The 25,676-nt window shown below is 58.8% G+C and carries 16 protein-coding genes; 7 read left to right on the forward strand and 9 right to left on the reverse strand.

Features of this window, described 5'->3' with window-relative positions; all coding sequences use genetic code 11:
- Nucleotides 1-188 precede the first annotated feature (188 nt).
- The 3 genes from OFAG_RS12865 to OFAG_RS06320 all read right to left on the reverse strand — a co-directional run bounded on the left by OFAG_RS12865 (nucleotide 189) and on the right by OFAG_RS06320 (nucleotide 5,088).
- Nucleotides 189-1,067, reverse strand: coding sequence for a phage tail protein (locus OFAG_RS12865; protein WP_005877195.1), 879 nt, complete (start codon nucleotides 1,065-1,067; stop codon nucleotides 189-191).
- Between the two features lie 709 nt (nucleotides 1,068-1,776).
- Nucleotides 1,777-3,180, reverse strand: a complete 1,404-nt coding sequence (locus OFAG_RS06310) for an MATE family efflux transporter (protein ID WP_005877191.1) — start codon at nucleotides 3,178-3,180, stop codon at nucleotides 1,777-1,779.
- Between the two features lie 1,116 nt (nucleotides 3,181-4,296).
- Nucleotides 4,297-5,088, reverse strand: a complete 792-nt coding sequence (locus OFAG_RS06320) for a class I SAM-dependent methyltransferase (protein ID WP_020994965.1) — start codon at nucleotides 5,086-5,088, stop codon at nucleotides 4,297-4,299.
- A 521-nt stretch (nucleotides 5,089-5,609) separates the two neighbouring features.
- Here OFAG_RS06320 and OFAG_RS14310 point away from each other — a divergent pair.
- Nucleotides 5,610-5,981 (forward strand): hypothetical protein, encoded by a 372-nt coding sequence (locus tag OFAG_RS14310; protein ID WP_040719772.1) that lies wholly within the window; start codon nucleotides 5,610-5,612, stop codon nucleotides 5,979-5,981.
- Nucleotides 5,982-6,487: 506 nt separating this feature from the next.
- On the opposite strand, the gene OFAG_RS06340 is transcribed toward OFAG_RS14310, so the two are convergent.
- Nucleotides 6,488-7,156 (reverse strand): tetratricopeptide repeat protein, encoded by a 669-nt coding sequence (locus OFAG_RS06340; protein ID WP_020994967.1) that lies wholly within the window; start codon nucleotides 7,154-7,156, stop codon nucleotides 6,488-6,490.
- Between the two features lie 496 nt (nucleotides 7,157-7,652).
- Between OFAG_RS06340 and OFAG_RS06350 the strand changes: the two genes are divergently transcribed.
- The 3 genes from OFAG_RS06350 to OFAG_RS14315 all read left to right on the forward strand — a co-directional run bounded on the left by OFAG_RS06350 (nucleotide 7,653) and on the right by OFAG_RS14315 (nucleotide 12,124).
- A complete protein-coding gene (locus OFAG_RS06350) occupies nucleotides 7,653-8,279 on the forward strand; it encodes a chromate transporter (RefSeq protein WP_187138756.1) in 627 nt (208 codons plus the stop codon).
- The gene (locus OFAG_RS06355) at nucleotides 8,276-8,854 is read left to right on the forward strand and encodes a chromate transporter (RefSeq protein WP_005877183.1); all 579 of its coding nucleotides are present in this window, start codon (nucleotides 8,276-8,278) and stop codon (nucleotides 8,852-8,854) included. Before OFAG_RS06350 ends, OFAG_RS06355 begins: the two co-directional genes overlap by 4 nt.
- 1,014 nt (nucleotides 8,855-9,868) lie before the next feature.
- Nucleotides 9,869-12,124 (forward strand): autotransporter outer membrane beta-barrel domain-containing protein, encoded by a 2,256-nt coding sequence (locus tag OFAG_RS14315; RefSeq protein ID WP_020994970.1) that lies wholly within the window; start codon nucleotides 9,869-9,871, stop codon nucleotides 12,122-12,124.
- A 955-nt stretch (nucleotides 12,125-13,079) separates the two neighbouring features.
- Here OFAG_RS14315 and OFAG_RS06380 read toward each other — a convergent pair.
- A complete protein-coding gene (locus OFAG_RS06380; protein ID WP_005877178.1) occupies nucleotides 13,080-13,991 on the reverse strand; it encodes a tetratricopeptide repeat protein in 912 nt (303 codons plus the stop codon).
- Between the two features lie 301 nt (nucleotides 13,992-14,292).
- On the opposite strand from OFAG_RS06380, the gene OFAG_RS06390 reads away from it, so the two are divergent.
- Nucleotides 14,293-17,277, forward strand: coding sequence for a hybrid sensor histidine kinase/response regulator (locus OFAG_RS06390; RefSeq protein ID WP_005877176.1), 2,985 nt, complete (start codon nucleotides 14,293-14,295; stop codon nucleotides 17,275-17,277).
- A 722-nt stretch (nucleotides 17,278-17,999) separates the two neighbouring features.
- Here the strand turns inward: OFAG_RS06390 and OFAG_RS06400 are convergent.
- Together OFAG_RS06400 and OFAG_RS06405 are read right to left on the reverse strand one after the other, a co-directional pair.
- Nucleotides 18,000-21,266 carry an autotransporter outer membrane beta-barrel domain-containing protein gene (locus tag OFAG_RS06400; RefSeq protein WP_147617682.1) on the reverse strand — a complete coding sequence of 1,089 codons (3,267 nt, stop codon included), beginning with the start codon at nucleotides 21,264-21,266 and terminating at the stop codon, nucleotides 18,000-18,002.
- A 153-nt stretch (nucleotides 21,267-21,419) separates the two neighbouring features.
- Entirely contained in the window at nucleotides 21,420-22,088 is a 669-nt protein-coding gene (locus OFAG_RS06405; protein WP_005877171.1) for a tetratricopeptide repeat protein, read from the reverse strand.
- A gap of 259 nt (nucleotides 22,089-22,347) precedes the next feature.
- On the opposite strand from OFAG_RS06405, the gene OFAG_RS06410 reads away from it, so the two are divergent.
- Nucleotides 22,348-22,605, forward strand: a complete 258-nt coding sequence (locus tag OFAG_RS06410) for a type II toxin-antitoxin system HicA family toxin (protein ID WP_005877169.1) — start codon at nucleotides 22,348-22,350, stop codon at nucleotides 22,603-22,605.
- Nucleotides 22,606-22,690: 85 nt separating this feature from the next.
- The gene (locus OFAG_RS06415) at nucleotides 22,691-23,035 is read left to right on the forward strand and encodes a toxin-antitoxin system HicB family antitoxin (RefSeq protein WP_020994971.1); all 345 of its coding nucleotides are present in this window, start codon (nucleotides 22,691-22,693) and stop codon (nucleotides 23,033-23,035) included.
- A gap of 396 nt (nucleotides 23,036-23,431) precedes the next feature.
- Here the strand turns inward: OFAG_RS06415 and OFAG_RS06425 are convergent, their stop codons facing one another.
- Both OFAG_RS06425 and OFAG_RS14320 read right to left on the reverse strand, forming a co-directional pair.
- Nucleotides 23,432-24,127, reverse strand: coding sequence for a tetratricopeptide repeat protein (locus OFAG_RS06425; RefSeq protein ID WP_231371678.1), 696 nt, complete (start codon nucleotides 24,125-24,127; stop codon nucleotides 23,432-23,434).
- Between the two features lie 199 nt (nucleotides 24,128-24,326).
- On the reverse strand, nucleotides 24,327-25,676 hold a 1,350-nt coding region (locus tag OFAG_RS14320; protein ID WP_020994972.1), incomplete at its 5' end, for a hypothetical protein.

Raw genomic sequence — 25,676 nt, forward strand, 5'->3', positions numbered from 1 at the left:
TTTCCGGCCCGCTTCTCTTTATGGCGCCGACCGGTCGGGGACGGTGGCAATGGCATGTTCTCATGTTTGTCCCTGTTTTCCACCGGCAAGTCGTTGGGACAATCCCCGAATCGCTCAGGGTTTTGCCCACTGGCCGGCTTGCCTGTTTGAAAAGCCGGCCGGCGTCCCCTGAGCGGTGCACGGTTTTTTTATGCCTGGAAGGCTTTGACGCAGGGAAGCAATGTCAGGGCCGGGGGCTGGACGGTATGGGAGTTGCCGTAGATGGGGGACGATCTGGAGGCATTCAGATTGAGCCAGTTTTTATACAGTATCCACCCTTCCGGATTGCCCACTTTCGGTGCATCAGACCAGTTATCGTTCCAGTAAGCCGCTCCACGTATTTCGCCTGAAGTGGTCGCCAAATAGGCTGATGCGGTAATGTTCGGCAACCCCGCTTCCCTGACCGTTCCGGGCGTGACACTCCCTTCGGCAAACCGCCCGATCAGGTTCGGCAGGTTGAAGGTGGTTTCTCCGTCGCCGCTCCCGTATGTGTCCTTGATCGTCGCGTAAAGGTCGGGATACGTTTCCCGCCCGACGGCCGAGCCATCACATTTCAGGTAACCGGCCGGCGCTTCGACTGCCGTAAACATGACGATGGTTCCAACCGGAATTCCCCCCGTCACGATTTTTTCTTCAAGTGCCTGCAAGCGGCTTTCCAGCACAGTTTTATCGACCTTGTCCTGAACGGCTGTTTCGATGGCGGTTATGGCGTCCTGACCCGCTTTCATGTCGATTTTTGCGTCCAGTTCCGCCAGATCAATGCCCAGCGCCAGCCGTGCCGCTTCCTTGTCGGCACTGTCTTCCCCCAGCAGTTCATTCAGATAGTCCCGCAGTTTGCCGAGGGCGTCTTTCATTTCCCCCGTGGTCGTTTTCGGCAGCTTGCTGCCGTCCAGCAGGTTTTTTTCAGGTAATTGGGTCATGTCGTTCTCCATAAAAAAAGACCCCGCTTCAAATGAAGGAGGTCTTGTCGGTTGGTGTTTTCCGGTTTTCGGGCGCAACCCGGGCGCCACAGGGAGAATGTACATCATGAAAAAGTTTCGGTCAGCTCCGGTTTGCGGCCGGGGTAGCGAAACGGCGGCATCGGTACAACAGTGCGGAAAAAGCGGCGGGCCATCCGGTTTCGGCCTCCGGCACATTTATTGATACGGGGACAAATCTTCAGGTAAATAGAGTTATCCTGACAGATTTCATGTGTTCTGCAAGAGGCCGGCAACCGAAGGGGTCAGGATGGGCCGCTGGCGGTTTCGGGAGAGATTGCCGGGGGCGGTGAAGAAGCGGTTTCCGGACAGGAAACAGGCGGGACAGGAGAGGGCCGAAACGGCAGGATGAAAGGGCGGGATGGCGCCGGATGGGTTTTCGGGTGGCGTCGCCTGTTCCGTTTCCGGAGGCATCCGGCTGGTGAGGGAGTGCCTTCCGTATGTCCGGCCGGCAATAAAAAGAGGGACGCGTCCGGCTGGCGGCATCCCTGTGCCGGTCCCGCGCTGTCCGGCAGGGGGCAGGATGAAAGCCGGAAAGGTTCCGCTTGCTGTTTGCCGTGCTGCCGGCGGGTAGGGAAGGCTGGAAACGCCATCGGTTTCCCGCAGAAGAGGCGAAGGAAGGCGGCCTTGCCGCAAGGTTCCGGCAGGATGCCGCGGTTTGCGAAGCCGGCTGAAGTTTGGGGGACGCCTGTTTCCGGAAATGCCGGCGTCGCTTGGGGGTTTGCAGTGGCCCGGCAATGGGGGAATGCCGGGGGCGCGTTCATTCCGGCATCACGGCTTTGGCCTGTTTCGCCGCGACTGTCGCGGCGGCATTTTTATGCTTCAAATACATCAGGCCGGCAACGCACAGGGTGAGCGCTTCGGCCACCGGAACGGTTGCCCAGATGCCGTCGATGCCCAGTAGTGGGGGGAGGGTGAAGAGCAGGACGGTCAACAGGCCGCAGCCGCGCAGAAGCGAGATGACGAGCGAGCGTCTGGCCTGTCCGATCGAGGTGAAGTAGCCGGCGATCAGGATGTTGAAGCCGTTGAACAGGTAGGCGAACGCTAAAATGGCGGTGCCGTTGGCGGCCAGCGTGATGATGTCGCTTTCCTGCGTGCTGAAAAAGGACGACACGAGTTCGCGCCCGAAAAAGGCGAAGCTGGAAAAGGTCACGACGGCAAACACGGCGGTGACCCGGGCGGCCAGTTTCAGCGTGGCGCGGATGCGTTCGGGATTGCCCATGCCGTGGTTGTAGCTGATGATCGAGCGGATGCCTTCGCTCATGCCGATGATGCAGGCCATCAGCACGAAGTGCAGGTAGTTGATCGCCGTGAAGGCGGCCACGCCTTTTTCACCCACGGTATTGATCAGCGTGATGTTGAACATCAATGTGACGACGGCGGCCGACAGTTCGGTGACGCCTTCGGCGCTGCCGATGTAAAGGATTTTGCCGACGAGCGCTTTCCGGAAGCGCCCGGCAAACAGGTTGACCGGGGTGTGCCGGTGCAGGAGGGCGGGCAGGTACACGCACAGCCCCAGCGCGTAGCTGATGCCGGTGGCGAGCGCCGCGCCGGCGACTCCCCATCCGAACGCGACGATGAAAAGAAGGTCGAACGCGATGTTGGACGCGACCATGGTCAGCATGCCCGCAGTGGCGTAAATCGGCCGTCCCGTGGCTTTCACGACGGCGTCGCACATGAACATGGCGACCGGCAACGGGAAAAAGAAGGCCAGTACGCGGATGTAGGCGACGGCGTCGCCCGAGAGCACGTCGTTTGCGCCCATCACGGTGATGAGACGGGGAGCGGCAAGGCAAATGACGAGGCCGGCCGCCCAGCTGACGGCAACGGCGAAGACAAGGCCGGTTTTCAGGGCGTCGTTGGCGGTGTGGAGGTCGCCTTCGCCGAGTTTCATGCCGACGGTGCACTGGCAGCCGACGCACATGACGATGGCAAAGGCGATCAAAAGGCTGTAGAGCGGGATGACGAGGTTGATGGCGGCCATCGCGTTCGCGCCGACAAAGTTGCCGACGAGGATGCCGTCGATGAAGACCTGCGCCGACAGCAGAAAGAGCGCCAGCATGCCCGGTATGACGAATTTGACGAAAAGCCGCGGGATAGGGCCTGTGGCGAGTTCTTTTTCTCCCCGGGAGGGTATCCCGGTCTGTTTTTTTGCCTGTTCCATTTTTTGACCTGCTTTCTGTATCGACTTGAAAACGCCCCGGTTTTGCCGGCCAGTGTGCCGCATCCCCTGCCGCAAGGCATCGGTGAAACGGAATGCGGTTGATTTGAACTGTGTTTGAAGGGAATGTCCCTTTATTGCCGATAAAACCCCAACGCGCGCTTTCCCGGACGGATTCCGGGAACGGCAAAGACAATCCGGGCGGTAACCCGTGTCTTTGGTGTTACGCGACAATGAGCGGTTTCATGGGTAAGTCGTTTGTCAGACAAGTGATTGAAGAGGAAAGCCTCTTTCCAGAGGCTATTTTTGACCGGTTATATTACCACATTCTGGCGGTTTGGGGAACCGGCGCCGGAACGTGACGCGGGCCGGACAGGCCGGAGAGGGTGCGGAGAAGGTGCCGGAAAGTGAAAGGCCAAAACGGCTGGCCGTGTGGCGGCGAAAAGGGGCGGGGTGGTGTCGGGCGAAGCCGTTTCCGGCGTTTCTGCTGTGGCGGAAAGGGAGGGGGCGGGCAAGGGGGAGTGGCAAAAACGGAAGAGGCGCGGCGGGCCGCCGGACGGACTCCGGCCGTCAGGCTGGCCTGCGCCGGGCATATGAGTTTGCCCCGGCCGGCGACAGGCATATGACACGTTGCCGGGCAGGACGGCAGGCGCCTGCCAGTGTTCCGCCATCGCTGCGGTTCCTCCCGCCGTACCGCCTTTCCCGTCTGCGGGAAGGCGGTCTTTGCGGGGAGGGGCTTTGTCTGTTTCAGAGACAGGGAGAATCCGGGCGGCGTGTTTCGTGCAGGGCGGAAGGTACCCGGAACAGGCCCGGCCCGGGCCGGCCGTCAGGCTGGCCGGCTTTTTCTCCGAAAGGCGCAGAAAAGGGAAAAGGCGCTGAACCGGCAGGAGGAGGTTGGAAAAGGGCTTCTTCCGGATACGGGCCGTCTTTGGAAAGAGCGAAGACTGGCAAAAAAGGAGGCCGATACGGACGGCCTGTCGTCCCGCTCCTTCTGCGCGGGATGAGAACACAGGCCCGCCGGGACGGTTTTCCCTGCCCGGAAAGCGGCTCACATGGCCGGAAATCCCGGCCATGCCTTGCCTGCCGGGGGCAAGGGACTGGAGAGGGACGTGAACGCGCTCAGTTTTTCACGGCGGAGACGGCCAGTATCCTGGGGCGGCGCCGTTCGTCGGCCAGGCCGGGATCGGATTCCAGCAGGGTTTTGCCGGGTTCGGGTTCGGCAAGCGCGGTAATGGTGAAGCCGGCGGACAGGGGGCCGTTGACCCAGCTGGTCAGGGTTTTGTGGAATCGGGTGGGCGTGTGGCCGGGAATGCCGGCTTCGCGCTGGCCTTCGTCGAAATAGCGGTCTATTAGCCAGTGCCGTTTTTCCCCGTCCTCGCCGGTAATCCATTGCCGGGTGCCGCTGGCGGTATAGACCGGGTGTTCGACGGAAAAGACGAAAACGCCGCCCGGGGTCAGGCAACGGTGGATTTTCCGGCAGAGATTTCCGAAGTCGTCCACATGGTGGAGGGCCAGCGAACTGATGACGACGTCAAAAGCGCTAGGTTCGTATTCGAATTCCTCGATGGGGGTCTGGCGGTAGTCTGTCCAGAAGGAAGCGTTTTGCCGCCAGGCTTCTTTCAGCATTTTTTCGGAAATGTCGATGCCGGTGCAGGCAATCGCCCCGTGTTCGATGGCGTAGCGGCAATGCCAGCCAGCGCCGCAACCGAGGTCAAGCACCCGTTTTCCGCAAAAATCCGGCAGCATGTTTTCCAGCGTGTGCCATTCACCGGCATCGGGCAGTCCGTTAATGGACCGGAACGGATCACGGTGTTCCGGGGAAAAACGGTCGCCGTCGCAGGAGCGGGTTTTCATTTTTGTGTCGGGGCGGGGCTTCCCGTTCCGTTTTGCCTGTTTGCGTTCTGTAGCCATGTGAAAATATCCTGACGGGACTGTTTTTGTTACCGGGTTGGAGTGTGACTTTTCCGCGGCGTCTTGTCATTGATATGGATGAAATTCCCGGGGCTTCTTTCAGTGAGGTGAGGCGATTTCGCAACGTTTTGTCCGTTTTCGGCCTGTCAGGCGGACTGTTCATTGTTTCCCCTTGGAAAACAGGCGGTTTCCGGCCGTTTTGAAAGTGGTTTGAAAAGAGGAGTGCGGCAGGAGCCACGCGCGGACAGGAAGCAGGATAAGGAGAGCCGGAAAGGGAGAGCGGGAAAAGGAGAGCGGGAAAGGGAGAGCGGGAAAGGGAGAGCGGGAAAGGGAGAGCGGGAAAGGAAGAGCAGGAAAGGGAGAGCAGGAAAGGGAGAGCAGGAAAGGGAGAGCGGGAGCGGGAAAGGAAGCGAGCGGCCGGGCCGGTATCCGTTGCCGGGCGCTTTCCGGAATGAAGGGGGAAAAGCGTGCCCTGAAGGTCGGGCGTGCCGCCTGCGGATAAAACCGGGCCGCGGGCATGGGTGAAAAAAGAATGGCGGTGTTTTCCGGCCCGGCAATCGGGTTCATGCCGGTTTCTGGGCACGTCCGTTTTTTCGCGGCAGTTCATCCGCCGGGAGGCGGCGTGGACGGACGCCTGGCCGGAAGGCGGTCACGGCAGGGGGGTCGGGCCGCTTTTTCCGCCCGTCTTCGGGATCGGTTTTTCCATGTTTCGCCTTTTCCGGAGAGCGGTGACGGGCGCTGCCCTGAAGCGGCTGCGTGCCGGATTTTTCCGGGACGAACCGGCCGGTGCGTTGCCCGTCCGGTTTTGCCAGACGGGCCGCCTGCGTGGCAATCCGCTTGCCTTGGGCGGGAAAACGCGGGAGAGCCTGTTCTGGCAGCCGGCCATCCGGTAGGCGGATCCGTCGAAAAAGAGGATGACGTTGTTTGGCCGGATGATGTCGTCGGGCGCGATTTCCAGCGTGCAAAGCGGGTCGCCGCTTCCGCTTTAGATGAAGTCGAACGGCCGGATGCCGTTGTCTGCCAGAGAGGGCAGTCCGTGCCCGGTTACGGGTATTTCGCCGACAGCGAAGCCGGTTTTTCTTTCATGCGGTCTGGCGGGGCAAGGGTGAGGGAAGGGACGTTCAGCCGCCGTTTCAGGGGGGCAGGTCGAGCCTGCCGCGGCCCGAACAGGCCTGCGCGGCGATCAGGCCGGGGCCGGACTGGCGGATCAGGGTGGAAGCGGCCTGTCCGGGAGGAAAGCCCCGTTTGGTTTGCCCGCCTGACGATGGCGCGTTCGTGCCGGATAACCTGAAGCGGGCCGGATGCGTCTGGAGGAGATGGCCGTGTTTCGACCGTCATAAGGCAATTGGCGGAAAAGAGGGAAAACGCGGTGTGGGGCGTTCTCTGGCCAGAGGCCGGTTTACGGAATCTGTTTCAGCAGTTCCGCGGCGTCGGTGTCGCCCTGATCGGCGGCTTTTTGCAGCCAGAGGCGCGCTTTTAAGGGGTCTTTGGGCAGGCCTTCCTGCCCGTTCAGGTAGAGCGCGCCGAGGATTTTGCTGGCGTTACTGTCGCCGGCTTCAGCGGCGCGGGTGAACCAGTAAACGGCTTTTCCGGTATCCTGTGCGGTTTCCGTCCCTTTCAGGTAAGCGGTGCCGAGATAGTTCTGGGCGTTTGTTTCTCCGGCCTGCGCGGCTTTTTCAAACCATTCCAGCGCTTTCTTCCCGTTTTTCGGGATGCCCTGGCCTTCCAGGTTCATCACGCCGATAAAGGTCTGGGCGTCGGCATGACCGGCTTTGGCCGCTTTTTCAAACCACCGGGCTGCCTGGCTGTCGTCTTTTTCGACGCCGTTGCCCTTGAAATAAAGGACGCCCATCATGGTTTGCGCTTCCGTATTGCCGGCTTTGGCCGCTTTTTCGAAACAGAGACGGGCCCGGTCGAACTGGCGGCTGGCATAGTGCTGCATGCCCTGTTTCAGGTCGTTTTCGCCAACCGCGAAGGCGGTTTTGCTGATAATGATGAGAACGAGGGTCAAAAAGGCGACGATCCAGGGAAAAACATTTTTTCTTTTGCGGCTCGTGTTTCGGGACATGCTGGTTTGGCTCTCCTGAAGACGGGGTTGAAAGAAGGACGCCATGATAGCAGGGGTTTTTCCCGGTTCAAAGCGTTTTCTGCCGTTTGGATGAGAAAACGCAGGAGTTGCCTGTAGATAACGGACAAATGAGGGAAATAGAAGATTTCCGGCTTGCAGTCAAAAAATATCGGCGGCCGGCAGCGGTTTTCAACGGAAAGTGGACGGGCGGCTTTCACGGAGGACGTTTTCGCCCGGAAGGCTTTGGTCTTTACGCAACGAAAGACGCGTCTTTTTTCCGGAAGGATTGCACCACGATTGTGCAAACGGGCAAGGACAGCTATTTTATGTTACATAAAAGGGGTTGCCGCGGGAAATGGCGCTTTTCAGGAAACGGAAAGGGCGTGTCCGGCGGCGGGGCAGGCCGGACTTTTTCCGTTTGCCGGCGCCGGTTGAAAAGGCGGGGATTTCCCTGAAGAATAGCGAGCCCGCAGGGTCGCGGGAAGGAATGGGCAGTATGGTCAGGGACAAGCGGTTTTACTGGGATCTTTTTGTCGCCACGTTTCAGCTGAGCGCTTTCACGGTGGGGGGCGGGTTTGTGATCGTCCCGCTGATGCGCCGGAAATTCATCCGCGAGAAAAAATGGCTCGATGAAGACGAAATGCTGGATCTGACGGCGATCGCCCAGTCGGCGCCCGGTTCGATCGCGATCAACGCCTCGATTTTGCTGGGGTATCGTCTGGCGGGATTGCCCGGTGTGGCGATTACCGTTTTGGGCACGGTGCTGCCGCCTTTGATGATTCTCTCGCTCGTCTCCCTGTTTTATGCCGCGTTCAAGAGCAACGAGTATGTCGTTTTGGCGATGAAAGGCATGCAGGCGGGCGTGGCGGCGATCATTCTCGACGTGGTCATCACGATGGGGAAGAATGTCCTTTCCCGCAAACGGGCAATGCCTTACTTCATGATGGCCGGTTCGTTTGCGGCCGTCTTCTTTTTCAGCGTCAATGTGTTTGCCGTGATCATCGTGTGCGGCGGAATCGGCGTGGTCGATACGCTCTATGGCGAGCGGCTGCGCCAGATCCGGTTCCGGAAAAAAGAGGAATACCGCCGGAAAAAACAGGAAGAGCGGGGGGACGGCGCATGATTTATCTCGAACTTTTCTGGAGTTTTTTCCAGATCGGCCTGTTTTCCATCGGCGGCGGCTACGCGGCCATGCCGCTGATCCAGCATCAGGTGGTCGAGGTGCATCCCTGGCTGACGATGGCGGAGTTTTCCGACATTATCACGATTTCCCAGATGACGCCGGGGCCGATCTCGATCAATTCGGCCACTTTCGTCGGCATCCAGATTGCCGGGATTCCCGGCGCGATAGTCGCCACGTTCGGTTGCGTCTTGCCTTCCTGCCTGATTGTCCTGACGCTGGCGTATGCCTATTACCGGTTCCGGCGTTTCCGGATGGTGAAAAACGTGCTCTTGCAACTGCGGGCGGCCGTGGTGTCGATGATCGCCTTTGCCGGACTGACGATCCTGTTTCTGGCGTTCTGGCACCGGGAAACGGCGCCCTCGCTTGCCGAGCTGGAAAAAACGGACTGGATTGCCGTTTTCATCTTTTGCGCCGCGCTGTTTGTCTTGCGCACGTGGCGGAAAATCGACCCGATCCATATCATGCTGGCAACCGGCGCGGCAGGTATTGTCCTTTACAAATGGCTGCCGGGCTGAAAAAACCTGTCTCGCCAGTCAGGGGGGAAAGCCTGTCTTTTCATCCCTTGTGCCGGCATTGTGCCATTCGTTCCGGAAACGCGCTTGTTTTGGCTCCCGTCCTTTCGCGGGAAGCGCGGCCGTTCGGCCGGAGACGGGGGAAGGCCGCGCCTCACACCGGGCGCAGAGGACAGCGGATCCGGTTTCCGGATAAACCGGACTGGATTTCCGGCCCGTATTTTCAGTCACCCTTTCCCGTAAAAAGGCCTGGTAAACCGTTTGAAGGCGGTTTTTCAGCCATGTGACCAGGGATTTTTCCCGACCCAAAGCGGGATTTCCCGTCTTTTTCCCGCGGTTTTTTCCCGGCTTTTCACCCGAACTGTCCGGAGTCAAGCGGTTTTGCAAAACCGGCAAACCCGGCATGCAGGCGGGTTTGAAGCCCTTTTTGCCCTTTTTTGTTCATCCTGTTTCACCCCTCCCTTCTCGCGGGAGGACAGCGGCGTGCCGGCAAGGGGAAAACGGGAAAAGGGCGAAATCCGGCTCCAGCGAAATGACGGGACGCCATCGCGGGCATGACCGGATCGGATAGCGGCGTGTTTCGGGGTGAGCGGCCAAAAAGCGTAACGATTAAAACAGATAAAGTGTTTGCTTTGGGCAAAAAGAAGGAATTAAGCGTAAATGTTGGTAAAAAGAAACAGTCGCGGACATTTCGCCGGCGTCCTTTAATAGGCATTAATAGGCATTAACGAACCCATTTGCCATGACCGGACGCTACAGAAGATGCTGGCAAGTTTATCAAATTCCGGAAGAAATCCGGCAAGCAAATGCGGTCCGGGCTATACCGTTTCCGATTTCAGGGAATGTCAAAATGATCCTGGGAAAATAAAAAGGTTAATCAAATCAATGGGTTGAAAATTATTAACGTCCGTTAATGCCTATTAACGGACGTCAGGAAGAAAAAGAGGTACCGGGAAGCTGTGCATGCGATGAGGCTTTTCCGGAAACGACTGATTTAACCTTGAGGAAAATTTTGCCATGTATCTTCTTGCTTCTTCCCGTGAAAAAAAGAAAAAACCGGCCGGCCGGTTCTGTCTGACGGCGGTTGCCGCGGCGCTTGTGATGGCGTTGCCGTGTATAGCCGCCAGTGCGAATCTCGTTACGGTAACCGTTGATGGTGTAGTGGAAAACAATATTGACACAGACGTCTCCTCCTTTGAAAGAGGCCAAGGCGCCGGTACCGTTGTGATTGATGGGACGGGCGCAAAGCACGGCATTTTGGCGGATGCGGACGGTCATACCGCAACGGTTTTCGGCAATGACATTACCGTAAAAGGCGACATGACGCTGGCGACAGCGATGGAGACAGTAAGAGCGAACAACAAGGGTCGGGTTGTTTTGGGAGACGAAAATACCCGAATGATTAACCTGACGGGCCCTGATACCGGGCTGCTGGCTCGCGCTGGCGGGCAGATAGCGGTACAGACTGAAAAACTGGTGATTTCCGGTGGCAATTACGGTATCTGGGCGCAGAACAACACTCAGGATCCCACCGCGCCGGACGGAGCGGCTTCCATTACCATCCGCGCCAGCGATACGACCATCACCGCCAAGGAATCCGGAATCGTGGCTTTTTCCAACGGCAAGATCGATATAAGCGGAAATCTCACGGTCAATGCGCCGACAGCCATTGAGGTGCGGGGGAATTCCACGACCACGATCAATCAGGATGGACAGGGAACCGTCGTATTGAACGGGGATATCGCCTTTGCCACACCGGGACCGGCACAAAATAGCGGGAACATTATTGATGCGGCCGTAAACATCAATCTGGCCAATGCCGATTCATCATGGACAGGGAGCCTGTCAAAAGCGTATCCGGACGGAAACGCGCATACCACGGTTGACACCGGCGTCAATCTCGCGCTTTCCGGCGGCGCGCAGTGGAATCCGGTCAGTTACGCTTCCGAAGGCGCCAGTGGCATGCAAGATGAAGAACTGGCGCTGAACAGGCTTGACCTGAACGGCGGCGTCGTCAACATCCGGGAAGCCGGACAGGAAGTCAAAGTCAGCAATCTGGCCGGGACAGGGGGTACTGTCAACATCGCCGCCAAAGCCGACAGCACAACGGGGACAGGCATCAAGACCGGTACACTGGCTATTGGTGAGGTAACCGCCGGCAGCGACGCTCCCCGTCTGAGCACCCGCTTCACCGGCGTCACCGCCGACGACGTGAACGATGCGGCTGCACTGGGAGCCGCGGCCACCGCTGCCGTCACCGTTGGAGACGGTACAGGAAACGCCGGCACCATCGCCCAGACCGCCACCGTCGGAGAAGGCCTCGTCAAGGGCGAGATGAGCGCTACCGTCGATGAAAACGGGATCATCATCGCCCAAAGCGAAGCCAAAAACACGGTCACCGACAGCCTGCAAAAAATCGGCGCGATGAACTTTTTAAGCTTCCGTGCGCAGACAAACGACGTATCCAGACGCATGGGCGATTTGCGCACGATGCCGCAAGCCGACGGAGCCTGGGCCAGAGCCATTGCGGGCCAAAGCGAATACAAAAACATCCACAACACCTACCAGACCCTGCAAATCGGAGGCGACAAACGGATCGGCAACTTCTATGTCGGCGGAACCGCCAGCTACACCGATGGAGACGGCAAACTCCATAACGGCACGACCGACGACAAGAACTGGAACTTCGGAATATACGGAGGGTGGATAAACGACGACGGCCAGTACATCGACGTGATCGTCAAACGGCACAAACTGGAAACCGACTTCGACCTGCACAACACAAGCGGAACCGGCGTATCGGGAAGCTACGATACCTGGGGAACTTCCGCCAGCGTCGAATACGGATGGAGAGTCGGCATAGCCGGTACCCCCTACTACCTCGAACCGCAGGCTGAATTCATGATCGGTCACCTGAACGGCGTCAATTACCGAACCGGCGCGGGAACCGACGTCAAACAGGAAGGAATCGACACGGCAGTGGGCCGTCTGGGCCTGGCAGCGGGCTGGGTCAGTCCGGAAAAGACGGGTTCCGCCTACATCAAGGCCAGCGTCCTGCACGACTGGGAGGGAGACGCCAGAACCCGGGTCAGCAAAAACGGCGTCAGCCGGAGCTATACCGAAGAAATGGGCGGCACCTGGGGAGAATTTGCGCTGGGCGGCACCTGGAACATCAACAAGAGCCTTGCGGCCTATGGCGAAGTGGAAACGACCGCCGGCAGCCCGGTCAGAACCACCTATCAGGTCAGCGGAGGTATCCGTTACAGCTTCTAGAGGCGAAAAACAGGCCGGCGGTGAAGCGAAAAAGCCGGACAGGCCTTCCCCTTCAAACCTGCCCTTTCGGGCAGGTTTTTTTGTCGTGTTTTCGGGGATGCGATTGCCGCCCCGCGGGTGACGCCGGCGCGGGGTGAGGACGGGTTATGGTGCGATAGGCCGGAAAAGAGCCGGCCCGGCGGGCCGGGTTGCCGGCGACAGCCTGTCCGGAAGCGGACGGCAGGACAGCAGGACAGCAGGACAGCAGGCAGGCGGCGCTTGCCAGCGGAGCCCGGATAGCCTGAAACCGGATCGGATGCGCAGGGCCATTCCCGTTTCCGGCCGGCTGGCTCCGGTTTCCGGACGAGCCGGCTGGCGGCGAAACAGGCAGAAGCGCCGGACTTCCGGAAGGCTGAAAGGGAAAGGACGGGACGGACAATATAAGGCCTTGTCTGCCGGAGACAGGCGGAAAAGGCGCGGCGGCATGGCCGGAAAGGCTGGTTTGCCTGTGTCATGGAATCGCTTTCGGCGGGCGGCGGGCCGTTCGCGGGAAAGCGGTTTTTCAGGAAAAGCGGAAAAAAAGACGGCGTTGGCGGGAAAGAGGCCGGACGGGGTGGCCGGCAGGGACGGAGCCGGCGGGCCGCTTGTGCAAAGAGGGCGCGCCGGGAAAGAAAGGGCGGTTCGGGGGATCGGGCGGATCAGGCGCTTCAACGCGAAAGAACGGAAAGGCCGGTTGGCGGCTGCGGAGGGCATGCCCATCCGCTTCCATCCCGCCGGAAGACCGGTCATCCCGGGAGAAAGGACGCGGCATTTGCGGATTTTCCGGGAAGGTCAGGGGGAAAGCCGCCATGATGGCCGCCCCCGATGCAAGGCGCCGGTTTTGTCAGGGCGTATGTGTCCCGTTTGTTGCCGGGCACCCGGGGATCCGGGAGGAGGGAATCTGTTTGGCAGACTCGGGCAGGAGCGCCGGTTTCGTTCACTCTTTCTGCGCGGGAGCTTCCGGCCGTTCGTTGCCGAGCAGATCGTCCAGCGTGGCCTGCGCGTCCGGGTCGCCGGCAATGGCCGCTTTCTGGAGCCAGTAGGCGGCTTTGACATCGTTTTTCGCGACGCCGATTCCCTTGTAGTACAGATTGCCGAGGAACGTTTGCGCGTCGGTGTTGCCGGCTGTGGCGGCTTTTTCCAGCCATTTTTCGGCCGCTGCCGGGTCTTCTTTCACGCCTTTGCCGGAAAAATACATCATGCCCAGCGCCGCCTGGGCGTTGGCGTCGCCTTTTCCGGCGGCTTCTTTAAAGCGCCGGAAGGCTTCGGGCGGATTCGGGGGCAGCCCGGTTCCGTCCAGATAGAGGATGCCCAGGAAGGTTTGCGCGTCGGTTTCGCCCTGATCGGCAGCGCGGTTCAACCATCTTTCCGCCTGCGTCATGTTCTTTGCCCCGCCGACTCCCTTGGCATACATGAGACCGACGAGCGTCTGGGCCGGGGCGAAGTCCTGTTCGGCCGCTTTTTCAAACCATTGCCGGGCCGTGGCGAAATCCTGCCTGACGCCGTTTCCCTGGCTGTAGAGCATGCCGAGAAAGGTCTGGGCGTCGGGCCGGTTTTGCAGGGCCGCCTTTTCAAACCATTTTTTCGCTTTTTTGTAGTCTTGCGCAACGCCCAGCCCTTCCTGATACATCAGGCCAAGGCAGGCCTGCGCCTTGGCGTTTCCTTTCTTTGCCGCCCGCATCAGGAGCGGGGCGGCTTCCCGGTATTGTCCGCTGTGGTAAAGCCGGACGCCTTCGGTTTTTTCTTCCGCTTCCGCCGGCACGGCCGCGAAAGGCAGCAGGCAGCAAACGAGCGCCAGACGGGACAGCCAGCGGGAAACGGGGGATGAAACGGGGATGGGACGGGTCATTTTTTTACGGTTTTCCTAAACACGCCAGTGCGTTTGTACGATCATAGCAAAGGGAAAGTTCGTGCGGATGACGGTGATTGCCAAAGTGTTGGTTTGGCGTCATATTCCCGCGAAAAAGAGGCCGGAAACCGGAAATGCCGGGCATAGGCAGGCAGGAGAAGTCTGCCGTATGCAACATTTCGGCGATTTTTTCTTCTCAGGCAAAACGGGGAATCCTAAAATGGGCAACAGGCGGTTTGACACGTCTGTGAGGTTGTTAAAAATACAATAGATTTGCCCGCTTGGGCAAGGCGGAACTGATATGCTGGAAAAATCCGATCCCTTTTCATTTATCAGAAAAATATCGGGCAAGGTGCTGTTGAATGCGTTTTTACTGGTCGCTGTCCTGGTGATTTTTTTTCGTTTTACCGACAAAAACAGTGACCGTATCCTGTTGCAGAACGAGAACTATATCAAGAGCGCTACTGTGCAGACGTCGCGGCGCCTGAACGACATGTTCACCAACGCGAAAAATTCCATCGAAACGATCGCTTATCTGTATTCGCAGAATCTCGATTCGCCCCAAAGCGGTCACCGGAATCTGAAGATACTGACCGGCAGCGGACTGGGCATGTTCGACGCGGTTGAATTTGCCGATAGAAACGGGATCAGCCGGGACAGCGGGGGAAAGACGACGCCGGTTGCCGGCCGCCGGTATTTCCGGGAAGGCATGCAGGGCAAAGCCGGCATGGATGTCGTTTTTGATTCACCGGTCAACCATGAAAATCTGGTGGTTTTCTACGCGCCTGTCCGGTACGGGAGCGAGATTGTCGGGGTGCTTCACGGCCATTTCCGCGAAAGGCTGATGACAGAGATCATGACAGCCACTTTTTTCGGCGTCGAGGCCAGGAGTTTTCTGGTCGGCCCGGATGGGCGGATCGTCGCTTCTTCGGCAAAGGGGTTCGGCTCGGAAAGCATTTTCGATATCTTTCAGGGGCCGGAAAGATATCTGGATGAGCCGGTAGCCCGCCGGTTTGCCGACGCTTTTGAAAAGGGACAGTCGTTCAGTTTCCTGTATAACCGGCACAAGGGCGTCGGCAGCGCCTATATGGACGGGCTGAAGGATTACGATCTGGCAGTGTTGCAGACGTTTCCGGAAGAAGCCATGACGCTGATGATCGCCAATGCCAACAGGGCGGGCGTCGGGATGGAAACCGAACTCATTGCGGTCTTTGCGGTGTATGGCCTGCTGATGCTTCTGATGTATTACCGGCAAAGAAGGAAACTGATGGCTGAAAACCGGGAGATGGGGTATGTGATCGGCGGCATTACCCAGTTGTTCGACCGTTTCGTTTTGGTGGATTTCGAAAAAGACAGGTATCAGTATCTGGCAGGGACGGGGCCGCAAGCGGGCGGCATTCCGGTCGAAGGCGATTATTCCGTCCTGAAAGCATTCATGGTGTCGGCGATTACCGATGAGGACGACAGGGCGCATATGGGGGAAGCGCTGGAGAAGGCCTCCATCCAGCGCCAGATGAAGGGGAACCGATCGGATTTGCGGTTCGAGTACCGGGCCGGGCGGGGCGAGTCCGTCTGGGACATGCTGAACGTGATCTGCCTGAAACGTATCGATGGCGTGCCGGTTCTGCTGCTTTTCACGCGGCAGGACGTCACGGAAACCAAGGCGGAGCAGTTGCGCAATCACATCGCGCTGAAAGAAGCGTTTTTGGCGGCGGAAAACGCCAGTCGCGCCAAGAGCGATTTTCTCTCCAACATGTCGCATGATATCCGCACGCCGATGAATGCGATCATGGGTATGACGGCTATCGCCGCGATGCATGTGAACGAGCCGGCCTATATTCAGGATTGCCTTGGCAAGATCACGCTGTCAAGCCGGCATCTTTTAAAGCTGATCAACGATATTCTGGATATGTCCAGGATCGAGAGTGGCAAGGTGTTCCTGGTGGAAGAAACTTTCGTGCTGCCGACAATGGTGGAAGCGCTTCTGGCGATATCGCTGCCGCAGATCCGGGCCAAAAACCAGCAGCTGAAGGTGCAGATCGCCAATATCGTCCATGAAGAAGTCGTCGGCGACCCGTTGCGATTGCAGCAGGTTTGCATCAATATCATGGGCAATGCCGTCAAGTTCACACCGGAAGGCGGTCACATTGCCTTGCAGATCACGGAAAAACCGTGCAGTCTGCACGGGTTCGGCTGTTATGAATTCGTTTTCGGGGACGACGGCATCGGGATGGAAAAAGAATTTCTCGACCGTATTTTCGAACCGTTTGTGCGGGCCGACAATTCGCGTGTCCGGAAAGCCGAGGGAACAGGGCTGGGCATGTCGATCGCGCGAAATATCGTCAGGATGATGAATGGCGATATCGAGGTCTGGAGCGAGCCGGGCAAGGGGTCGCGCTTTACCGTGACCGTGCATCTGAAACTCGGCAGAATCGATGAGGAAGACCTGACGGGGCTGGCGCAGCTTGCCGTTCTCGTGGTAGACGACGACCGGCTTGCCTGCGAAAATGCCTGCGCCATCCTGAACGATATCGGCATGGTGTCCGACTGGGTCACCAGCGGGGATGAGGCTATTGCAAAACTGGTGGAAGCCCGGCGGGCCGCACAGGAGTATTCCGCGGTCATTCTGGACTGGATCATGCCCGGCAAGGACGGGGTGGCCACGGCGCGGGAAATCCGCCGGAAAATCGGCGGCGCCATCCCGATTATCATTCTTTCGGCCTACGATTGGGCGGATGTGGAACAGGAAGCAAGGGAAGCGGGCGTCAATGCCTTTATTTCCAAGCCGCTATTCAAGTCGCGGCTGGTTACCGTCCTGAAGCATCTTATACTGGACGAGAAGGCAAACGATATACCGGATCACGGTTTGTTGCGGGAAAAGGACTATACCGGCAAAAGGATCCTGCTGGTGGAAGACAATGAGCTGAATATGGAAATTGCGGAAGAACTCATTGGATCGACCGGGGCGTCCGTGGAAAAGGCCTTTAACGGAAAAGAAGCGGTGGATCGGTTGCTGGAAACGCCGCCGGGCTATTACGGGATGGTTTTGATGGATATACAGATGCCGGACATGAACGGCTATGAGGCGACAGAAGCCATACGCGCCAGTGGCCGCGCCGATCTGGGAACCCTGCCGATTGTGGCGATGAGTGCCGACGCGTTTGCCGAGGATGTCCAGCGTGCCCTGAAGTCGGGCATGAGCGATCACTTCGCCAAGCCGGTGGATATCGTGAAATTGCTGGCCGTTCTGGAAAAATGGATGCGGGAAAAAGATCGGGTGGCATGACGTGCCCGGAAAGGAAAACGGCCTGCATGGCTTGCCGCTGATGGCGTCGTGCGCCGGATGACGGCAAGGCGACCCGTTTTTCCGTATCCGGCCGTTTTGTTTTCCGGTTTTTGAAGTCGTCGCGGCGCCGGATTTGTCCGGAAGTCCGCCGCCTTGCTGTCCATTCCGGAAAGCGGGGATAAACACGGCTGGACCGGAACGGCGACAGGCCCGGCAAAAGGCCTGCGCAAAATGGCATGTGCCGGCGTTCCTTGACGGTCATGACAGGGGACTGAAAGGGATGCCGGATCCCAAGAAACAGGGCGATATGCCGGGCAGTTTGTTTGTTGAAGCAGGGTGCGGTTTTCACTCCGGCTTCCGGAAATGGCAAGGGAACGCGGTTTTCCGAAGGAACCAGTCTCTGTGCGATGGCGTCCGGAAAAAGCGGAACGCTGACGTTTCCCGTCTGTTTCGAAATCGGTCCGGCCGTGCGGACGAGCCGGAACGGCCCTTGTCCGGTTTTCCGGACGCCGGTATGAGGGCCCTTGTCTGGCCGGCGGGGAATCGTCCGGACAGGAGCCTTCCAAAAAAACGAAACAGTTTTCAAAGGCTGCCTTAAGGCGCCGTCTGGCGCCGGTTTGGTAACGGTTTTCCGCTTTTTTGCGGATTTCCCCTCTTTTTGCCCTTTTGGGGCCATCCTGTTTTCCGTTTTTTCCGGCCGGTCATGAACGTCGCCGGTTTTTTCAGAACGTTATTCCCATTTCCGCCCAGACGATGTGGTCGGTGAAATGGCTGCCGAATTCGCCGTTGTAGCGGATCGCGCCGGAGGTGTTTCCCCGGGTGAAGCGCACGCCCGCATCGACGGTGCCGGTCGTCCGGTCTTCGGTCAGGTGGGCGGTGTAGCGCTGGCCCATGAAGGTGAAACCGGAATCGACGTTTCCATCGGCAAGGTTTTGCCGGACGCCGGCTGCGACAGTCGGCCGTATGGCGGTATCGCCGTTTTCGAATTCCCCCGTCCAGCGCAGGCCGGCGGTGGCATAGACGGCGGAAAAATCGCGGCGTTCGAAATGCAGGTTCATGTCCTGATTGCAGGCCTGTTTCCAGCGGGCTTGCATCGAGGGATTGCGCATCCGGAGGTACGCAAGGCCGATTTCGGGGGAGAGGCGATGATCTTGCGCCAGATAAAAATCCCAGGCGCTTTTGAGGCTGGCGAAATAGCCGTATTCGGTACGCTTGTCGGACGCGGCGTCGCCTTCCATGACAAAGTCGTAATCGCTTCGGGAAGCCGTGGCCGTGAGCTGGCCGGAGAGCGTCCATCCGGGCCGGAGGAAATAGCGCCCGTGGAGGCCGGCCAGCCAGGCACTGGCGTCGGATCGGAGACCGTGGCCTCTGGCGGAGAAACCGGTGTGTTCGAGGCCGGCATGCCAGCCGAGGCGCAAATCGTTTCCGGCAAGCCGGGTTGCGCCCAGGAGCACGCCTTCGCTGTCGGCCCGGCTGGAGGCGTCGCCGGTAGTGCGGGAGTGCTGATAGTAGGGCTGGATGAAGAAAGCCCAGTCCGGGGAAGCGACCAGCGCGTCCAGTGAATCGCCGAGCGTGCGGTTCAACAGCCAGAGCCGGGCGGCGCTACGGTGGACGGTCCCGCTGTTGGCGCCCTGGCCGTGGTTGTCTTCTTCTTTCAGCGACAGGGAAACCTGCTGGTCGAGCGCGCCGGGAGCGCTGCCGTTGTACAGTTTCGCTTTCAGCATCGGCATGAGGCCGCTAATGATGGCGTCCGGCGTGTCGCTGCCGAGCGCGCCGGCGACCGTTCCGCGATTGTCGATCATGTCGGCGACATGGTAGCGTTTGCCGAATTCGAAACCGCTGTCCGCACTGCCGGGGCGCAGGACGAACCGGGTACGGTCGAAGGTGAGGGTGGAACCGGGGCCGACGCCGAAGGGACGGCTGGCCGGGTCGTTCCAGCGGTTGGGGGAAAGGGCAAGCGTCCAGACGGAAACGGACGCGCTGCCGCTTGCGGTACCGGTGGTGTTGCCGACCATCAGTTCATGGCTGCCGGGCCCGGTCGTCCACACCCGGCCGGTATTGGAAACGGCCAGGTTTTGGCCGGTGATGGCCATCCCGTGGGCCGCCTGTCCGGATGTGAGGATCAGGCCCGTGTTCGAGACGGTACTGCTGTTGCCGGCAATGGCGATGCCGGAGGCGGATGCGCCGGACGTCTTGATGAGTCCGCGGTTGATAACGGATGAGGCGTTGCCGGATATGACGATGGCGTCGCCCCGTCCGCCTTCCGTTTCGATGGCGCCATGGTTGATGATGGCGCTATTGGCGCCCGGTGCGTAGACGCCGTATCGGGTGGCGGCCGCGAGGCTCCCGTTGTTGGCAAGCGAGCTGCCGCTTCCGATGATGACGGCATGCCCCCTGCCGGTTACGATGCGGCCGTTGTTGGTGACACTGGCGTCGTTGCCGGTCACGATGCCCGCGCCTTGCGCGCCCTGTGTGTCGATGGTCCCGTTATTGGCGATGCTTGCCCCGGCGCCCCCTGCATGGATGCCGTTGGCGGCGTCACCCGTGGTGACGATCTGTCCGCTGTTGCCGATGACGGCGTTTTCGCCGCTGGCAGAAATGCCGTGGCTGTTGGCGCCGCCTGTGGCAATGTGGCCGGCATGGATGATATTCGCGCCGCTTCCCCCGGCGGAGATGCCGGTACTGTTGGCGGCCAGTGTGTCGATGCGGCCGTTTTCCGTCACCTCTACCCTGACGCCGTCGCCGTTTGCCGCAATGCCCTGGCTGCCGGTTCCGGTCGTGCGGATAGTGCCGGACTGGGTAATGGCGCTGCCGTTGCCGTCAAGGTAAACCGCGGCGCTGTTGTTCCCGCTGGCCAAAACAGTTCCGCTGTTGGCGATGACGGCGCCGTCTTCCTGCGCGAGAATGCCGAAGGCGGCCTCGCCGGCGGTCGTGATATTGCCGCGGTTGTCGATGCGGTTGTTTTCTCCTGAGAGGTAAATGCCGATGGCGTTGTCGCCTCCGGTGGAAATCGTGTCGGTATTGGTGACGGCGATGCCGTTGCCGCTGCCGTAGATGGCATGGCTGCCGTCCTGCGTCGTGGTCACGGTTCCGGCATTGCTGGCGGCGGCGCCGGATTCGAGCCAGATGCCGGTGCCGTCGCGGCCGGTGACGAGCACCTCGCCTGTCTGCGTCACCCGCACGCCGCTTCCCGCTTCGATGGCTTCACCGCCATTGCCCGAAACAGTGATGTTTCCGTGATTGGCAAGTGTGGTTCCCGTGCCGAATGCCGTCATGCCCTTGCCGCCCTGGCCGCCGATTTCGATCCGGCCCGCGTTGACGACGGCCGCGCCGGTTCCGTTGGCGACCATGCCGCCGTTATAGGGGCCGTCCATGCGGATCAGGCCGGAAGCCGTGTTGGCCAGGGTGATGTGGTCGCCTTCGGCCGCCATGCCGACGTTGGAGAGGGAGGCGCCGTGGATCGTTCCGTTGTTGGTCAGCGACACGGATTTGACGGCGTCGCCCGTGTCGCTGGCGTACATGCCTGCCGCGGAAGAGCCGTTTAAGTCGATGGCGCCGTTGTTGATGATGTGGCCGGTGTTGCCGGAAACGGCCATTCCCCGTCCGCCGCGCTGGTTGATGGCGATGGCGCCGGAAGTGTCGTTTGTCAGGTATGAACCGCTTTTTCCGGTCATGCCGAAGGCGTTTTGGCCGTTGACGGTGATGGTTCCGGCGTTGCCGAGCCAGGAATCGGCGCCGGCCTCCATGCCGTTGCCGTAAACGGTAATCGTGCCGTTGTTCTGAAGGTCGAGGTTGTCCGAACCGTCCCCGAAGGTCGTCCTCATCGTGCCGTTGTTGACGACCTGACCCGTCTGTGCGGCGGCGGGGAAGTTAAAAGACAGGATGGCGAACAGGACTGTTGCCAGCGCTGTCCGGATTCCCGGAAAAAGGAAAACGGGATGGCGGCGGCCGGGGCTGGACGCGAACGGATGGCGCGGAGACGCAGGCATGGCGGTATCGGGGCGGCAAGTCGGCATAAAGGAATACGCGGCTTTTCATGGAAAGCGGGTGCGCGAACGGGCAAGACCGTGAAAAAAGCCGGATGCCGGGGCATCCGGCCAAGCTTGCCCGGGACAAGGGCAAGCGTGCATCGGTCGGAAAAACTAGTTCATTTTTTTCAACAGGTTTTTGGCCTGCGCGTTGCCGCCCCTGGCCGCTTGCGCCAGATACTGTTTGGCCATCAGGGAATTCTGTTCCACGCCGATTTCGTAGTAATACATGCGGCCGAGGTAGTTCGCGGCGGTGGCGTCGCCTTTTTTCGCGGCTTTCTCGAACCAGCTCCGGGCGGTGTCGTAGTTCTGTTTGTGGCCGCCCAGACCGTAGTAATACATGACGCCGGTGGCGGTTTCGGCGGCCGGGTCGCCGTTTTTGACGCCTTCTTCAAGCGCCCGGCTGTATTCGGCATAGTTTTTGCCGGTCGCCAGCTTCGGATTGCCCATCGCCGTCAGGTTGTCGTAAGCCCACTGGTCGCCCTGTCTGGCTGCCCTGGTGTACCACCGGGCGGCCTCAGCCAGATCGGGCCGGGTGCCGAAGCCGTGCTGGTACATGATGCCCAGATAGGTTTCGGCCTGATCGTTGCCGGTTTTGGCGACTTCGGTAAAGCAGGGCAGCGCCTGGGTGTACTGGCTCTGGTTGTAATAGCCGACGCACTGGTTGAGCTTGCTGTAATGGTCATCGACCTTTTTGGCGGCCAAAGCGTTGCCGGCGAGCATGGCGGACATGGCGGCGATGCCGCAACCGATCAGGGTTTTGGAAAGCAGTTTGTGTGACATGTTTTTTCCCGTTTAAAAGTGAATGAAATCGTGCCTTCAAGGATGTGTTTTTTGCAGGATAGGGCAAGGGAAAACGCGTCGTTATGATAAATGTTGAGTCTTGCGCAAAAAATGAAGGAAGGGCTTGTCAGGGGGCGGGATTTTGGGCGGGCGAGCGGGCGTTTCGGCCTCCGGGTCTGTTTATGGGAAAAAAAGAGCATGACAGATCCGGACTGAACGGTTTATTGATTGATTTTTTGTAACTGTATATAGTTACACTATGAACAAACGTGAAAAATTGCTGACTAAAGCTCAAAGAGTTCCTGGCGGATTGTTATTCGATGAACTTGAAACCTTGATGAGGCAGCAAGGTTGGGAATTTGATCGTCAAAAAGGTTCGCATAGAATCTGGGTTTCTCCCGGAAAAACGGCGGTTCCGCTTCAGCCTGATGGAAAACGGGCCAAAAGCTATCAGGTCAAACAGGTTTTACTGATTCTGGAAAAGGAGAAAAAACGTCCTGTTCCGGATATGCTATAACTGGCGCGGGGATTATAGAGTTGCATCCTTTCAGGGTGCTGGATTGTTATATTTTCGCATCCCTCTGGCGGGTGCGTGGAAAGAGATGATGGATAAGCGTTTTGATGGATTTTCCGTCCATTTGCATCAGGACGATGAGGGAGCCTGGCTCGCCCATTTTGTGGAACGTCCGGAAATTTCCGCTTTTGGCGAGTCACCCGAAACGGCCCTGTCCGAATTGGCGATAGCCTGGTGTGCCGTCAAGGCGGTTTATGAAGATAGAGGGATACCGGTGCCAGTCGCGCCGGCCCGTAAAAATTATTCGGGTTCTTTCAATGTGAGGGTCAGCAAGACGCTCCACCGTTCGCTGGCGATGGAAGCGGCCCGTCAGGGTGTGTCGCTAAATGCGCTTGTCGCTGCCAAACTGGCTAAAGCGGTCAGGCCGTTTTAAGGGACAGCCTGCGTTCCCGGAGTGGACGGGCAGGCTTTTTGTTCCGGCATGCGCACAGGGATTGGAACGGCTCCTGTTTTCAGGCCGGAAAAGATCAGGATTTCCGGTAGCCAGACCGGCCTGGCCGTTTATGAACGGAAGCGGAAACCGGCCTCTCGAAATCCCGGCTTTTTTTCCGGCAAGTCAGCCGGCTGTACAGCCATGAAAGTTTGTCATCCCCGAACGGTCAAAAACGCTTGCAAGGAAAATGGGAGCCCATGAACCTTGCAGGGGAACCGTCACCGTTATGCCGGACATGTCTTTGTGACACAAACAGGGTCGTATCAGACCGGATATTCAGGATGGCGCCGCAAGAAAAGGCAAGGAAGCGCACGCTCTGCAAAAAACGGATCGGGACTATTCCTGTTCTTCCGCTTTTTTCGCCATGGCGTTCCAGCGCTCGGCTTCCCCAAGGTCTTTTTTAACGCCAAGCCGGCCGGTTTCATAGATGTATCCCAGCTCTTTCATGGCTTCGATACTGCCGTTTTTTGCCGCTTTTTTGTACCAGAAGAGGGCCTTTTCATTGTCCTGTGGGATGCCTTTACCGAGCACATAAGACGTTCCCAGCAAAGCCTGCGCGTCCGGTTCGCCTTTTTGCGCGCCCATGATGTAATACTGGACAGCCCGGTTCGGGTCTTTTTTGACGCCTCGGCCACGGGCATACAGGATGCCGATATTGACGTATCCCTTATCGTCGCCATGTTCGGCGGCACGCCGGTACCATTTCATGGCTTCCCGATAATCCCGTTTGACCCCGATTCCTTTCACGGTCAGATAGCCCATTTTCAGTTCTGCACTGGCATGGTTCTGTTCAGCCGCTTTCCGGAACCATTTGACCGCTTCGGGAATATTTTTCTGCACTCCCCGGCCATACTGATACATGAGCCCTACATTGAACTGGGAAACGGCCAGTCCGGCTTCAGCCGCTTTCCTGTACCATTTGTATGCTTCTTCCGGATTTTTTTGAATGCCCAATCCCCTGTTATACATGAAACCGATCATATTCATCGCTTCCGGATCGGTTTGCGCATCCGGCTTTATCAGGTAACTCATGGCAGCCCGATATTTTTCCGCCTCAAACAAACGGGTTCCTTCTTTTAAATTGTCGGCCATTACCTGACAACCGATGGATAAAAAAAGGAAGAGAAGAAGGGTTCGTACAAAAGTTTTCATTATTTCATTATAAAAACAAGGCCAGCCTATTATGGCCAGCCTATTATGGCCAGCCTTGTTTTGTCCGGTCAAGGGAACACTACCGACGCTTTTTGGTTTCGTCTTTATTCCTGTGGTCGCCACTCTCCTCAACCGCATACCTGACCCCCGCCTGCTGGGCCTGATCCACGCCGAAATCGACCAATACCGAGCCGAGATATTTGCTGAACTCTCTGGCATTCTCAATGGAGAAAGGCACCCTGAACGGCACCTTCAGCAAGACCAGCAAGCCCAAAGGCACCCCGTACATGGCCGAGGTGTACGGATCGCCTTTTCCCTTTTCCCGGATGATGCCGGCATTGATTTGTGCCGTCAAAAGCGAAGCCGACACGCCGGTCAGGGCGGCGATGCTTTTGGCGTTGGCCAAAAGCCAGGTAGCCGGCAACTTGATGAGCTGGTTGCCGAATTGCTGGTACAGGTAGCGCGTCAGGTTTCGCCCGGTTTCTTCGGGATGGTCTTTGACATAAATCTGGTTCGCTTTCACCGGTTTCATGGCTTCCAGTCTTTTTTCCAGTTCCTGTACGCGTGTTTCGGTTTTCTCCAGTCCGATGGGGTCGCCGCCGAAGAGGTCGAAAAGGAAACGGCCGAAAGTGGCGCCCAACGAGAGGAGGGTGCTTTCGATTTGAAGGGGAACCATCCTGATGCCGACCCCGAAGGCGTCGGCCTCAACAGTGCCGATGTCGGGTTCGTAGGTAAACCCCTGCTTTTCCCCTGTCAGTTCGTGGGTGTCGGCCACGGCCTGATGCCGCATCTTTCCGAAGCCTGTCTTTTCCAGTTCAGCCATGCTTTGGTCGGAATGGCCAATCGGGCGGGTTCCCCGGGCATTGACGGCAGAAGGTTCCACGAAATTGTGTTGCGCGGCCTCTCGCACGGCCTTGCCGGCCGCACGATAGGCTTCTCCCATGCTTTCGTCAGAGTGGCCCACCGTGTCCCGACCGTGTATCCGGCTGTTTTCCTCCAGGGCATGACTGATGAAATCCGCCGCCCACTGAAAAAGAGGGGCATATGTCTCGTTTTTGGGGTCGTTGACGTGCGCCGTCGTTTGCAGACTGTTCGCCAGCGATTGACCGGTTTGTTCCGGGGCCGATGCGGCACTTGCCGGGTCCGTTGCCCTCACGCCGGAGGAGGACGCCGGCCCGGTGGCCGCCGCTCCGGAAGGCACGGCCGGTTTATCCCCAGGGAGACGCGATACGCCTGATCGCTCACGCGATGCCGGCAAGCTCACGTCCTGACCGGACAGAGGGGAAGCGGTTTCCGAAGCCGGCTGGCCGGCTTTTTGTTCCGGCATGAGCCGGTTCAAGGCATGGATGGCCCGGTTGGCCCGTTCCCGAAACGTCGGATCGTTTTGGTAATTGCTCAGAAACAGCACATCCCGCATATCCTGGCTCAT

The sequence above is a fragment of the Oxalobacter paraformigenes genome (assembly GCF_000158475.2).
GTDB classification, from domain to species: domain Bacteria; phylum Pseudomonadota; class Gammaproteobacteria; order Burkholderiales; family Burkholderiaceae_D; genus Oxalobacter; species Oxalobacter paraformigenes.